This window comes from Janthinobacterium sp. BCJ23, from assembly GCF_059617945.1.
Genome location: NZ_JCAQAW010000003.1, coordinates 260,329 through 273,401, shown reverse-complemented (window position 1 = coordinate 273,401; position 13,073 = coordinate 260,329). Strand labels below are relative to the sequence as shown.

The 13,073-nt window shown below is 64.0% G+C and carries 15 protein-coding genes; 10 read left to right on the top strand and 5 right to left on the bottom strand.

What is annotated here, in order from left to right:
- Nucleotides 1–292: 292 nt before the first annotated feature.
- The gene (locus AC54AG_RS12875) at nucleotides 293–580 is read left to right on the top strand and encodes a hypothetical protein (RefSeq protein WP_034759823.1); all 288 of its coding nucleotides are present in this window, start codon (nucleotides 293–295) and stop codon (nucleotides 578–580) included.
- Nucleotides 581–631: 51 nt separating this feature from the next.
- On the opposite strand, the gene AC54AG_RS12870 is transcribed toward AC54AG_RS12875, so the two are convergent.
- Complete coding sequence (locus tag AC54AG_RS12870; RefSeq protein ID WP_496630563.1) at nucleotides 632–910, bottom strand: hypothetical protein; 279 nt, start codon at nucleotides 908–910, stop codon at nucleotides 632–634.
- A gap of 414 nt (nucleotides 911–1,324) precedes the next feature.
- On the opposite strand from AC54AG_RS12870, the gene AC54AG_RS12865 reads away from it, so the two are divergent.
- The 8 genes from AC54AG_RS12865 (at nucleotide 1,325) to bufB (ending at nucleotide 8,905) form a co-directional block, all read left to right on the top strand.
- Entirely contained in the window at nucleotides 1,325–1,849 is a 525-nt protein-coding gene (locus AC54AG_RS12865; RefSeq protein ID WP_070303680.1) for a hypothetical protein, read from the top strand.
- A 51-nt stretch (nucleotides 1,850–1,900) separates the two neighbouring features.
- Nucleotides 1,901–3,541, top strand: coding sequence for an ExeA family protein (locus tag AC54AG_RS12860; RefSeq protein WP_496630562.1), 1,641 nt, complete (start codon nucleotides 1,901–1,903; stop codon nucleotides 3,539–3,541).
- Between the two features lies 1 nt (nucleotide 3,542).
- The gene (locus AC54AG_RS12855) at nucleotides 3,543–4,217 is read left to right on the top strand and encodes a general secretion pathway protein GspB (RefSeq protein ID WP_496630561.1); all 675 of its coding nucleotides are present in this window, start codon (nucleotides 3,543–3,545) and stop codon (nucleotides 4,215–4,217) included.
- A gap of 100 nt (nucleotides 4,218–4,317) precedes the next feature.
- Complete coding sequence (locus tag AC54AG_RS12850; protein ID WP_496630560.1) at nucleotides 4,318–5,802, top strand: alkaline phosphatase family protein; 1,485 nt, start codon at nucleotides 4,318–4,320, stop codon at nucleotides 5,800–5,802.
- Between the two features lie 94 nt (nucleotides 5,803–5,896).
- The gene (gene mobB, locus AC54AG_RS12845; RefSeq protein WP_496630559.1) at nucleotides 5,897–6,433 is read left to right on the top strand and encodes a molybdopterin-guanine dinucleotide biosynthesis protein B; all 537 of its coding nucleotides are present in this window, start codon (nucleotides 5,897–5,899) and stop codon (nucleotides 6,431–6,433) included.
- A 57-nt stretch (nucleotides 6,434–6,490) separates the two neighbouring features.
- Complete coding sequence (locus AC54AG_RS12840) at nucleotides 6,491–6,691, top strand: YjfB family protein (RefSeq protein WP_034781856.1); 201 nt, start codon at nucleotides 6,491–6,493, stop codon at nucleotides 6,689–6,691.
- Nucleotides 6,692–6,956: 265 nt separating this feature from the next.
- Complete coding sequence (locus AC54AG_RS12835) at nucleotides 6,957–7,259, top strand: BufA1 family periplasmic bufferin-type metallophore (protein ID WP_070303676.1); 303 nt, start codon at nucleotides 6,957–6,959, stop codon at nucleotides 7,257–7,259.
- Nucleotides 7,260–7,276: 17 nt separating this feature from the next.
- Nucleotides 7,277–8,905 (top strand): MNIO family bufferin maturase, encoded by a 1,629-nt coding sequence (gene bufB, locus AC54AG_RS12830; RefSeq protein WP_496630558.1) that lies wholly within the window; start codon nucleotides 7,277–7,279, stop codon nucleotides 8,903–8,905.
- Between the two features lie 4 nt (nucleotides 8,906–8,909).
- On the opposite strand, the gene AC54AG_RS12825 is transcribed toward bufB, so the two are convergent.
- The 3 genes from AC54AG_RS12825 to fumC all read right to left on the bottom strand — a co-directional run bounded on the left by AC54AG_RS12825 (nucleotide 8,910) and on the right by fumC (nucleotide 11,030).
- The gene (locus AC54AG_RS12825) at nucleotides 8,910–9,194 is read right to left on the bottom strand and encodes a hypothetical protein (RefSeq protein ID WP_034759786.1); all 285 of its coding nucleotides are present in this window, start codon (nucleotides 9,192–9,194) and stop codon (nucleotides 8,910–8,912) included.
- Between the two features lie 124 nt (nucleotides 9,195–9,318).
- On the bottom strand, nucleotides 9,319–9,540 hold the full coding sequence (locus AC54AG_RS12820; protein ID WP_035825476.1) for an RNA-binding S4 domain-containing protein: 222 nt from the start codon (nucleotides 9,538–9,540) through the stop codon (nucleotides 9,319–9,321).
- A 95-nt stretch (nucleotides 9,541–9,635) separates the two neighbouring features.
- Complete coding sequence (fumC, locus tag AC54AG_RS12815) at nucleotides 9,636–11,030, bottom strand: class II fumarate hydratase (RefSeq protein ID WP_496630557.1); 1,395 nt, start codon at nucleotides 11,028–11,030, stop codon at nucleotides 9,636–9,638.
- A 172-nt stretch (nucleotides 11,031–11,202) separates the two neighbouring features.
- Here fumC and AC54AG_RS12810 point away from each other — a divergent pair, with 172 nt between their 5' ends.
- The gene (locus tag AC54AG_RS12810) at nucleotides 11,203–12,327 is read left to right on the top strand and encodes a type IV pilus assembly protein FimV (protein ID WP_496630556.1); all 1,125 of its coding nucleotides are present in this window, start codon (nucleotides 11,203–11,205) and stop codon (nucleotides 12,325–12,327) included.
- A 417-nt stretch (nucleotides 12,328–12,744) separates the two neighbouring features.
- Here AC54AG_RS12810 and AC54AG_RS12805 read toward each other — a convergent pair whose 3' ends face one another.
- A complete protein-coding gene (locus tag AC54AG_RS12805) occupies nucleotides 12,745–13,017 on the bottom strand; it encodes a flagellar protein FliT (RefSeq protein ID WP_496630709.1) in 273 nt (90 codons plus the stop codon).
- Nucleotides 13,018–13,073: the final 56 nt, after the last annotated feature.

The following is a 13,073-nucleotide window of genomic DNA, read 5'->3' as shown; positions in this document are numbered from 1 at the left end:
GCGGCGAAAAAGCTGAAGGCACTATATTGTCGCCCCGAGGGCTTGTCAACAGGTATTTAAGTGGTATTAATAATTGCGTTGCGCGGCGTCGCGCCATGCCCGAGGGATTGATTGCAAGTATCTGTTAATAAAGGATTTTTTGTGGATGCCGAATGGTATTGAAATTGGCCTTGTTTAATGCCAATTTTTTGCAACTGGTCTGTTGTTGGGCGCGCGGTATTGCTTGTATGCATGCTTGGCAAGGGACGCCATGAAGAGTAAAGTCCGCCTTTTACACCTGAGTTGGAAGAGCATGATGAACGACAAGGCAGCAAAGAGCGAGTACTGGGACGACTGGCAGCAAGAGGCGCTGGCCGCTGGCGTGTCGGCGCCGCTGGCCGCGCTGGGCATGGAAATGATGCGCACGCACCGCAAGAACCGCTGGCCGAAGGATTTCCTGGGCCGCGAAAGCGATGGCCCGGTCATGATCGAAATGTGCCTGGAAGATGAAGCGGAAACGGAATTGTTCTTTATCGAGAACCTGTATCCCTACGATGCGGCGCTGATCGAAAAGACGCGCCGCCGTCTGTGCCTGCACTGATTGTGCGCTGACGCGTGACTGGAACGGCCGCCTTGCGCGGCCGTTTTCACGTCAGGTGCTGAATTTTTCGCTGCTGGTGGTGCTGCTGGCGCGCATGCGCAGGCTCAGCAGCACGATGGTGACCAGCAGCAGCGAATGCGTTCCCGGTTCATGCGACGCGGGGACGCGCAGGCTGGCGTCCGGCGAATGGAAACTGGCCAGGCGCGTGGCCAGGGTGGGGGGGGGCGCCTGGTAGGCGGCCATCTGAACCGGCGGCGTCTCTGCCGCCTGCGTGTTGCCAGCGGCCCAGAGCGTCAAGGCCGCGCCCAGCAAGATCATTGTTCTCATCATATTGTCTGTTTCCGCCGAGGGCTGTAAATCGATTACACATGGTCGTGCCGTATGCCGGCCATGTCCTGTCCCCAGTTTGTATGCTTGTTTCCGTGCTGGTCACGCCGCACCGGAATGATATCTATTTATAAAGTTCGTGTATTAAAACATAATAAAATAAAAATGCAAACGTCTTTTTGCAAATAAGCGCATGCGCTGCCCGTGCTTGCCGGGCGGGATCTATTGCATGGGGGAAATGACGTGGCATTTTCATGGGGGAGTGTCATAATGGCCCAGGCATTTCCGCCCAGGCATGGAGTAGATGATGAGCAAGGCACAGGACAGCAAGAAAGAAGCCAAGAAGGAACCGGCCAAGACCATGAAGGAAAAGAAGGAAGCCAAGAAGGTCAAGAAAGAAGAGCGCAAGCGCTGACCATGCGCGTGCGCCGTTCATCGATGCGCCCGTGGCGTGCGCCGGCCTTGCTGGCGGCGTTCGCCCTGCTGGCCTGCGGCGTGCCCGTGTCCGGCGTGCTGGCGCAGCAAAAGCCGCCGCCGTCCACGTTCGGGCAAGTGGTGGGCAATGCCGTGCTGTGCATCGACCAGATCGACAACAAAGCCTTCTATGCGTATCTGCTGACGGCCTTCGGCCCCGCCTACAAGCATGAAGGGGGCGCCTACTGGTTCCGCACGGACGCCACCTTGTGGGGCGCGCCGATTACCGACGTGATCGTCAGCGACGACACCAGTCCCCTCGTCTTCATGGGCGTGGTGGCGGACTCGACACCGGAAAAGCTGGAGCCGGCCATCCGCGGCGTCTCGGGCCTGCGCTTCAATAAACTCGACAATTCCGCCTTTCCTGTCCGTGGTTCCGTGCCTGGCAGTAAAATCGTCTACTTCCGCAGCAAGGCGAAAGTCTATTGCGCCAAATACAAGCCGTTGCCGCCCGCCCGCACCCGATGAGGGTATCGGCTTGCCGCTGCGCATTTTGATCGTTTCATCCGCAGGGTCTCCATGTACACGCATTATTTCCAGCTCAAGCAATCGCCGTTTTCGATCGCCCCCGATCCGCGCTACCTGTTCATGAGCGAACGCCACCGCGAAGCGCTGGCGCATTTGCTGTATGGCGTAGGCAGCGGCGGCGGCTTCGTGTTGCTGACGGGAGAAATCGGCGCCGGCAAGACCACCGTTTGCCGCTGCTTCATGGAGCAGATTCCGGAAAACTGCCAGCTCGCGTATATCTTCAATCCGAAACTGTCCGTCGAGGAATTGCTGCTGTCGATCTGCGAGGAATTCCGCATCGCCCTGGCGCCCGGCGTGGCCAGCGTGAAAGGCTATGTCGACGCCATCAATGCGCACCTGCTGGCCAGCCATGCGCAGGGCAAGAACAATGTGCTGATCATCGATGAAGCGCAAAACCTGTCCGCCGCCGTGCTGGAACAGTTGCGTTTGCTGACGAACCTGGAGACGAGCGAGCGCAAGTTGCTGCAGATCATCCTCATCGGCCAGCCGGAATTGCGCGCCATGCTGGCCCGGCCGGAACTCGAGCAGCTGGCGCAGCGCGTGATCGCCCGCTACCACCTCGGCTCGCTGACGGCGGACGAGACGGCCAGCTACATCCGCCACCGGCTGGCCGTGGCCGGCAGCACGGCGCAGACGCCGTTCGCGCCGCGGCTGATGGCGCACATTCACGCCATGAGCCACGGCGTGCCGCGCCGCATCAACCTGCTGTGCGACCGCGCGCTGCTGGGCGCCTACGTGGAAAACCAGCCGCAAGTGACGCGCCAGATACTGCGCCGCGCCGCCGAAGAAGTGTTTGCGGAAGAGGGCGGCAGGGCGGCTGTGTCCGGCTTGCGCTGGCCGCACGTTGCCGGCGGCGTGCTGGCCGGCGCCGTGGTCACGGCCGCGCTGGCCTGGCATTTCATGCCGCGCCCGTCCGCTGTACCCGCTGTACCTGCCGTGGCCGCCTCCGTACCGGCAGCCTCCGCCGTGGCGGCTGCCGCTGCATCCGCATCCACGCCCGTACCCGCCAAGGTGCCGGACCGCAACGCCGTGCTGCGCCAGCTGGCCAACCTGTGGGGCGAGCAGTTGCCGGCCGGCGACGCTTGCCAGGCGGGCGCCCGCGCCGGCCTGCGCTGCCTGCACAGCAGGGGCGGCATCGCCGAGCTGCGCGTGCTGGACCGTCCCGCCATGCTGGCCTTGCGCGATGCGGATGGTGCGGAACAGCTGGCGCTGCTCACGCGCGTACAGGACGACAGCGCTACCTTGATGCTCGATGGCAAGCAGCAAAGCCTGCCGCTGGCCCAGCTGGCGCAGCGCAGCGATGGCAGTTTCACGACCTTCTGGCGCGCCCCGCGCGGCTGGCGCGACGAAGTGCCGCTGGGCGCGCGCGGCGCCGACGTGGACTGGCTGGCGCAGCGCCTGGCGCAACAGCGGGGCTTGCCGGTGCCGGCCGCCAATCTGCCGCTCGATGCCGAGATGCAAGGCCAGCTGCGCGCGTTCCAGCTAAGCCAGAAGCTGCGGGCCGATGGTCTGGCGGGCCCGAAAACGTATATACGCCTGATGCAGCTCGGTGATAACGCGGAGCCGCGCCTGAGCAGCGCAGCTCCTGCCGTGGCAGCGCCCGCTGCGACGGCGATGGTGGCGGGGAAATAAGATGTCTTACATACTTGAAGCACTGAAAAAATCGCAAGCCGAGCGCCAACTGGGCGAGTTGCCGTCGATCCACGCACCGCAAGTGCAGCTGCACGATGGCGCAGCATCGGGCGCGGCGAGCCGCGCGCCCGTCTGGCTGGCGCTGGGCGGCGTGGCGCTGGCCGTGGCTGCCGCACTGCTGCTGTGGCAGCCTTGGCAGGCAGCGGCCACGGCGCCTGCGGCCGCGCCTGCCGTGCTGGCCCAGGCCGTGCCCGCGCCGGTGCCAGCAGCAGTCCCGCCCGCAGTCTCTGTGCCTGCGCCTGTGGCTGTGCCCGTGCCCGTGCCGCCGGCACCCACCATCGCGCCAGTGCAGCATGCCAGGCCCGTGGCGGAACCGAAGCAAGAGCCGCCAGTCCCCGCTCCGGCGCCGGCCGTGCCCGTCCCTGCGGCGGCGCCATCGGCCGAAGAGACCGTGCCCGGCATGCGCGACTTGCCCGAGCCGATACAGCGGCAAATCCCCCCGGTCGCCATCGGCGGCTATATCTATTCGAAGAATCCGGCCGACCGCCTGCTGCTGATCGACAAGGTCCTGCGCCACGAAGGCGAGGAACTGGCGCCGGGCCTGGTGCTGGAAAAATTGCAGCCGAAGGCGGCCATCTTCAGTTTCAAGGGCTACCGCTACCGCGTGCCGTATTGAATTGTTGTGCATCAAGGCCGGGTAATAGTAGCTGAACCATACTGGCCTGGCCTGGTCGAACCAGGGTCGCTGCGACCGTGTGCGCGGCCGGGGAGTTCCGATGATTGCTGCCGCAGCGGGTGAGGGTGCTTTTGATGCGCATGGCTTGGGAAACCTGGCGCGCATCGACCATATCGTCGTGCTGATGATGGAGAACCGATCGTTCGATCACATGCTCGGCTACCTGAGCCTGGAAGGCGGGCGTGCCGACATCGACGGCTTGCAGGCCGGCCATGCCAACGTGCATGCGGGCGTGAGCTACCCCGTGCACCATTTGCGGCGCACGGCTTTTGGCCCGCAGCAAGACCCGTCGCATACGGGCATGTCGGTGGCGCAGCAATTGCAGAACAATAATGGCGGCTTTGTCGACGACTATGCGCAAACGCATCCGGGCGACCCCGACATCGACCTGGTGATGGGCTATTACAATGCATCCGACTTGCCCATGTACGATTTCCTGGCACAGCAGTTCTGCGTCTGCGACCGCTGCTACAGCTCCGTTCCGGGCGCCACCTGGCCTAACCGCCTGTATGCCGTCAGCGGCAAGGCGGCCGGCAGCCGCGACAGCAAGCGCGTGCCCCTGTATACGAACAAATCCTTCGTGCGCCACCTCGACCGCGCCCAGGTCAGCTGGAAATTTTATTCCGCCTGGAAGCCCTGGAGCCTGGCGCTGACGGACGACCATTACCGCTCATCCGAGCTGTACGAACCGTTCGGTTCCAGCGCGCGCCGCTATGGTTTCATCGGCGATGCGCTGGCGGGTACCTTGCCCTCGGTCAGCTGGATCGACCCGCATTTTTTTGAGAATGACGACCACCCGCCGGCCGATATCCGCGCCGGCCAGGCGCTGGTGGCGCAGGTCTACCAGGCCCTGTCGCGCGGTCCGGCTTGGGCGCGCACCTTGCTGATCCTCAGCTATGACGAGCACGGCGGCTTTTTCGATCATGTGCCGCCTGGCCCCGCGATCGATGACGATCCCGCGTTTCGCCAGTACGGCGTGCGCGTGCCCATGCTGCTCGTGTCGCCGCTGATCGCGCCGGGCAGCGTCAGCCACGAGGTGGTCGACCACACGTCGATCATCAAAACCATTCTGCAGCGCTTTTGCCGCGCCGCCGATGGCGCCTTGCCCCAGATGGGCGCGCGCGTGGCGGCCGCCAGCGGCCTGGGCGCCGTGCTGACCCTGGCACAAGCGCGCGCGGCGCCTGCCGTGCCCGCTGCTGTGCTGGCGCAGCGCGCCACATGGGAGGCGGATGTGCGGGCGCAGGATTTTACGCCGCTGGCGCCCGCTTGCCAGCCTGACGGCGAAGTGGCCGCCGCTGCCGCCGTGCCGTTCCAGTCCGATGCCGAAGCGGGCGCGATCGCCGCCCACCGGCAATTGGCGCGCACGGCCAGGAATGCGCAGGCGGGAAATAGTAAAACGGCGAGTAAAACAGCGGGCAAAACGGCGGGCGCGGCAGTGCCGAAGCCGGCGGGCAGGCGCCGGCGGCAGGGCGGCACACCGGCGCCCGCCAGTGCCGGGAATGGCGGAAAACCCGGAGCCGCTTGACTTGGGTGGTGACTTGGGCAATGCGCGGGGCCGGCGCCGGCGGTCGCGCCCGTGGGGCTGCGTATAATCATTCCTTCTCAAACAAGGAGTGACCATGCACGATGCGATGCCCGCCCACCCGGTACTCGGTGTGATCGGCCGTTCCGGTAGCGGCAAGACGACCCTGCTGGAATTTGTGGTGAAGGAACTGGCGACGCGCGGCTTGCGCGTCAACCTGGTCAAGCACAGCCACCATGACCTGGCGCTGGAACCGCCGCAAAAGGACAGCGCCCGCCTGCGCATGGCGGGGGCGGCGGAAGTGCTGGTGGCGTCGCCGTACCGTTTTGCCATCGTGCACGAGCTGCGCGGCGCGCCCGAGCCGAGCCTGGCGCAGCAATTGGCCCGCATGGGGCCGGCAGACTTGACCTTGGTCGAGGGTTTCAAGACGGATCCCATCCCCAAGCTGGAAGTGTTCCGCCCGGAAGTGGGGCAGGCGCCCCTGTATCCGCATGACCCGCATGTGATCGCCGTCGCCTCCGACAGTCCGGCGCCGGCCGACCTGCGCGAGGGCGTGCAATGGCTGGACTTGAATGCGCGCGAGCACGTGCTGGCCTGGTTGCTGCTGCAGTTGGAAAATAAGCTGGAAAAATAAGCTAAAGGTTTGCCGGCGGCATCCGTTAACAAGGGTAGAACCTCATTGGAGAAACGTATGGACGTCGGAAGCATTGCTCAACTGTCAACCACGATGGCGGAGACAGGCACGCGGCAAGCCGTTGGCTTGACTGTCCTGAAAAAAGCTCAGGATATCCAAAGCTCGACTGCCACTGCCTTGCTGGCAGCGCTGCCACCAGTACAGTCGGCGCCGAGTCTGCCGGCTCACCTCGGCAACCGCATCAACACGACTGCCTGAGCGCAGTCCGGCGGCGCCAGCCTGGCGCTCGCGCTATCTACGCCGACACCACCGTCATCGACGGTGGCGAGTGGGTGTTTTTGTCTGTCTTCCTTCCGCCTTCCTTCCCACCGCTGCCAGCTTGACTGATTGAACATGGTTCGCCATGGCACGGCCGATTCAGTAGAATGACGTCCATCACCTCGCGTTGCCCATCGTGCAGCCAGGGGCGTGCCGTGACTGAATGATTACTTATCGATTACTTTGACCCAGCAAGAGGATTTCCATGAATAAACGTCAAGCTCTCATCGCCGCTGCCCTCGCGGGCATCTGTGCCGGCGCCACCATCAACGCGGCCGCGCACGACGGTCCCGCCCCTGGCGACAAGGAAAAATGCTATGGCGTGGCCAAGGCGGGGCAGAACGATTGCGCCTCGTCCGATGGCGCGCATTCCTGCGCAGGCCAGGCCGAGGCGGACAATCTGCCTACCGAATGGACCTATGTTGCCAAGGGCACGTGCGAACAGGCGGGCGGCTCCGTCAAGCCCATCAAGGCTGGCAAGGCTGCCAAACCGGCCACGCAGCCCTAAGCGTCCGTCGCCTGCCCATGCCGCCGCCCATCCAGGCGCTTGCAGGCGTCGGCCTGCGCGCCGCGCATTACCGCGACTTTCTGGCGCGCCGGCCCAGGGCGGGCTGGCTGGAAGTGCACACTGAGAATTATCTGCAGCCATCTGGCTGGGACTGGCACGTGCTGCAGACCCTGTGCGAGGATTACCCGATCAGCTTGCATGGCGTGGGCCTGGGCCTGGGCTCCGCGCACGGCTTTTCCGAGCCGCACCTGCAGCGCGTGCGCGCCGTGGTCGAGCGCATCGAACCGGCCCTCGTGTCGGAACACCTGAGCTGGGGCGCCGTGGCGCGGCAGCAACTCAACGATCTGTTGCCGCTGGCCTTGAACGGCGCCGCCCTCGACTTGCTGTGCGCCAGAGTGGGGCGGGTGCAGGATGTGCTGAAAAGGCCGATCTTGCTGGAGAATGTCTCCACTTATCTGCGTTTTGCCGACGATGCCATGAGCGAGGCGCAATTCCTGGCGGAACTGGCGCGCCGCAGCGGCTGCGGGCTGCTGCTCGATATCAATAATCTGTATGTGAACCAGTGCAACCACGGCGAAGACGCCATGCTTGCGATGCAATCCATCGCGCCGGGCAGCGTGGGCGAGCTGCACCTGGGCGGCCACTTGCTGACGCCGCATGCCGTGATCGACCACCACGGCGCCGCCATCGCCGATCCCATCTGGGATTTGTATGCGGCCGCCTTGCTGCGCTTTGGCGCCATTCCCACCCTCGTCGAATGGGATACGGATTTGCCACCGCTTGATATCCTGCTGGGAGAAGCGGACAAGGCGCAGTCCATGCTGGCGCGCCATGCGCCGCAGCCACCATGGCAGGGAGCGGCGCTGCCGTCCCCGCCGTCCCCGCCGCCCGTGTCGCCTGACGCGCTGGCGGCTAGCCAGCAAGCGTTTGCCATGGCCTTGCTCGATACTGCGGCAGCCCTGCCATCGTTCGCGGGAGAATCGGTACCGCAGCGTTTTTCACTGTACCGCGGCAACTTGAGCGCCACCTGGCGCCGTACCCTGGGCCACGTCTATCCCGTCGTGCTGGCGCTGGTGGGCGAGGCATTCTTTGCCGGACTGGCGCGCGCGTATGGCCGGCAGATGCCATCCGATAGCGCCGATTTGAATGAGTTTGGCGCGCGTTTCGCCGATTTTCTTGCCGCCTTCCCGCCCGTGGCCGACTTGCCCTACCTGCCGGACATGGCGCGCCTGGAATGGGCCTTGCACCTGGCCCATTACGCGGCCGATGCGCAGGGCCTGGCTCCCGAGTCGCTGGCCGCCTTGCATCCTGATCAATTGGAAACGCGCTGTTTTACCTTGCATCCCGCTTGCGCCTTGCTGGCATCGAACTGGCAAGTGGCGGCCCTGTGGCAGGCGCATCAGGAGGGAGACGGGCAGGGGATGTTTCCGCAAGAGATGCAGGTGGCCAGCTACGAGCTGGTTTGTCGGACACGCTGGAAGGCGCAGGTGCTGATACTCGATGCGGCCGCGCATGCGGCCTTGCTGGCTTTACGGCAAGGTCAAACGTTTGGCGCCGCGCTCGATGCGGCGTTCGCGCTGGACCCGGCATTCGACCTGGCCGCACACTTGCGCCAGTGGCTGGCGCATGCGGTGTTGACGGCGTAACGGTTTATTCGAAGGCCCGCAGCAGGCGCGCTTCGCCCGTCTGATCGCGGTACAGGGCATTCGCCGCCAGGGTGGCGTCCATCATGCGCGTGACTTGCTCTTCTTCAAAGCGGGCCAGCTCGGCAGTGGCGGCGACAAGGGCCAGTTCCAATCTGGCGCGCGCGCTCTGGTACAGGCTGCTGGTGTATTTGTCTGTGTTACGCAGCAATTCTTCCGCGTTTTCTATGACCTGGCGCAAATCGCCGATCAGGCGTTCCTGGCTGCGCGTACCTTGTTCAGGATGGTCCATGGCGCTCCCCTTCTGCAATCGATATTTATCTGGCAATAACGACGTGTTTGCAGCTTGATGCAGGCAGCCGGCTGGCGGGGTGCTGGCTGGACGCATGGGGCCGCTTTCGCGCCCCATGCCGGGGTCAGACTGGAGCGACGACCGTGATACGGATATCGCCCACGCTGACGACCTGGCCGGCGCGGATCTTGGCGGTCTTGCGCAATTCCTTCTTGCCATCGACCTTCACCACGCCGCTATCGACCATGACCTTGCCTGCGCCACCGCTGTCGCACAAGCCGACCAGCTTCAATAGCTGGTTCAGCTCGACGAACTCGGATGTTAAATCAAAGCTTACTTTTTGCATTGTATCCCTTATTGCAATGATGTGTTTTCAACACTTGATGACGACCTCAACTAACTCGTAGTTTACCTGAAGCCGCCAGCAATGCAGGGTGGAAGTCAGCTTTTGTTGGGGCGCGTCATCTCCAGGGGCACGATCCACGCACTGAATTGTTCCTCCGTCACAAAGCCCAAGGCCAGCGCCGCTTCCTTCAGGGTCGTGCCTTCGTGCTGGGCCTGCTTTGCGATTTGCGCCGCCTTGTCGTAGCCGATATGCGGCGCCAGCGCCGTGACCAGCATCAAGGAACGCTCCATCAGTTCGGCGATGCGCTCGCGGTTCGGCGCGATGCCGTGCGCGCAATGCTCGTCGAAGCTGCGCATGCCGTCGCCCAGCAGGCGCGCGCTTTGCAGGAAGTTGTGTGCAATCAAGGGCTTGAAGACATTCAGCTCGAAATTGCCCGAGGCGCCGCCCACCGTGATGGCCACGTCATTGCCGAACACCTGGCAGCACAGCATGGTCAGCGCTTCGCACTGGGTAGGATTGACCTTGCCCGGCATGATGGAGCTACCCGGCTCGTTTTCGGGGATCGTGATTTCGCCGAGGCCGGAGCGGGGACCGGACGCCATCCAGCGCACGTCGTTGGCGATTTTCATCAGGGCCGTGGCCAGGGTTTTCAGCGCGCCATGGGCGGCGACGAGGGCGTCGTGGGCGGCCAGCGCGGCAAACTTGTTGTTGGCCGTTTCGAACGGCTGGCCCGTCAGACGCGCCAGTTCTGCCGCGATGCGGCCGGCAAATTCCACATGGGCATTCAAGCCTGTGCCGACGGCCGTGCCGCCGGCGGCCAGTTGCAGCAGCGGCGGCAACGATGCCGTGATGATGTGCTCGGCAAAATCCAGCTGCGCCACATAGCCGGAAAACTCCTGGCCCAAGGTCAGCGGGGTCGCATCCTGCAAATGGGTGCGGCCGATCTTGACGATGTCGGCAAATTCCGCCGCTTTCGCATCCAGGGTGGCGCGCAGCTGGCGCAGCGGTGGCAAGACCGTGTTGGCGACGGCCAGGGCGGCGGCCACGTGGATGGCGGTCGGAAAGATGTCGTTCGAGGACTGGCCCAGGTTGACGTCGTCGTTCGGATGCAGCAGGCGCTCGGCGCCGCGCAAGCCGCCGATCAGCTCGGAACCGCGGTTGGCCAGCACTTCGTTCATGTTCATATTGCTTTGCGTGCCAGAGCCCGTCTGCCAGACGGCCAGCGGGAATTCCGCGTCGTGCTTGCCGGCCAGTACTTCGTCGGCCGCCTGCGTGATGGCCAGGGCTTTCTTGCCATCCAATAAGCCCAGGTCCAGGTTGACGTGGGCGGCCGCGCGCTTGACGGTGGCCAGGGCGGCGATCAGTTCAGGCGGCATCTTTTCCGTGGAGATATGGAAGTGCTCGAGCGAGCGCTGCGTTTGCGCTCCCCACAGCCGGTCGGCGGGTACGTCGATCGGGCCGAAACTGTCGCGTTCGATTCTGCTACTCATGACATCCCTTTCATCGATAGAGGTGGATCGAGTGTACTCCAGGCGTCAAAACTGCACAGGATGATGCTGTATTGCATCATTTTTGCCTTGGCCCATCTATATTTTTGCGATTTCCTGCCGTTAAAGACAGGCGAGTCCCGATTATCTATCCTGTTATCAAAGCGATCAGTCCATGCAGAGCAGCATCTTTCCCCGTTGGTCCCTGATCGCGTGCGCCGCCGCCAGCCTGGCCTTGCCGTCTGTGGCGTGCGCGGCCGAACTGGGCGAGATGGCCGTGCTGTCGCACGTGGGCCAGCCTCTGCTGGCCGAGATCGAACTGACGGCCCTGGCGCCCGAGGAAGCCAGCGGCGTGGCCGTGCGCCTGGCTTCGCCCGATGTGTACCGCGGTGGCGGCATCGGCATGGACCCGGCCCTGCAGACCTTGACGATCAGTCCGCTGGAACGCGGTGGGCGCCACTATGTGCGCGTGAGTACCCGGCAAGCGATCCAGGCGGGTCACGTGCATCTGTATTTATTGCTGGGCAATGGCAGCGGCGCCGTCGTGCGCCTGGGTACCTTGTGGCTGACGCCGGCGCCGCCTGCTGCCGCCCCCGTCAGTGCGCCAGTCCGGCCCGCCGTTCCGGCGCCCGTGCCAGCGCCGTTACCACGTCCTGTACCCGTCGCGCCGTCGCCCGACGCCGCCGCACTGGCGGCCCGCGCGCGGGCCGAGGGCTTCGTGCGTCCGGCGCGCGTGTTCGTGCCGCCGCCCGCCGCACCCACGCCAGCTGCCGCACCGCAGCAGCGCCCGGCGCCGGTACGCCGTGCCACGGCGCCCGTGGCCGCTTGCGCGCCGCAAGCCGATATGGAGCAGGCGCAAGCGTGCATGGCGCTCGATGAGAAAAACACGGCCCTCAATGCAAAGCTCGGCGAATTGGAAGGCAAGATCGGCGACTTGCAAAAGGCGCTGGCGCTGCCCGCCACCACCACCGCTGTGCCAGCCGCCGCGCCCGTCGAAGCGCAGGCGCCCCATGCCAAGCCCAAGCCACTGCACGCGGCGCCCGCCGCGGACAAGGACAAGAAGGCGGGCGGCAACGGTCTGTTGTGGCTCGGTATCGGCACCTTGCTCTTTCTGTTGTTGACGGCCGTCATCGTGTATGTCGTGCGCAAGCGCAGGCAGGAGGCGGGGTCGCGCGCGCCGTCGAAATACTGGGTCTTGCTGCGCAAGCCGTTTAGCCGCAAGAAGAAGGATGTGCCCGTGCTGACGGAAGCCGTGGAAGAAGGGGCGGCCGAGCCGGAACCGGAGCCGTTCTCGCGTTAAAGACATGGCAAGGCGGCGCCGAAATTTGATATAAAAAAAGATATTGAAAAAATACATGGAAACGCTGGCCAATCGCGTTGCCTATTTCTTAAAGATGGTGATATGATTAATTCAGTGGACTTGCTCTACGACAAAACAGCCCCAGCCTGGCGCAGTCACCAACGATAGTGTGGCGCGGCAAACAGGTGTAGCGTTGCATAAACGCCTGGGTCTGGAAGCGGTTCGCGATGCCGACGATGTGCTCGCGAACGCCGGATGCAACCGGCAGCGAGGCGACGCCAGGAGATACCTGGGGCTCGCCTTCCAAATTCCCCCTCCTTGCTTCCCGGGCGCCGCAGATGGCGCGCTCCCCTGGCATGGCGGCAGACGTAAAAAAAGCACCTTCGGGTGCTTTTGTCGTTTCTGGCGCGGCAAGCTTTACATACGTGCGCGCGAACCCTGCATGGCGTTCGGCAGCTGAGTCATCCATGGTTCCGTGATGGCGCGGATTTCGCGGTCGTTGGCCAGGATTTGCTTGAGCAAGTCGATCTTGCGCAGGCGCGAGGCGCCGGCCAGAGCGGGCACCTTGCCTGTCATGGTCGCGCTGGCGGCGCTGGCACACTGGTTTTCCAGGGTATCCAGGCCATCCCAGTCGCTCGAACGTGCGGCCACGACCATTTTATTGGTCATTCCTGCAATATTTTCATACATCGAAAGAACGTCGTTGGAGGTCATGAGCACACCCGTAACTAGTGAATGGATTACCG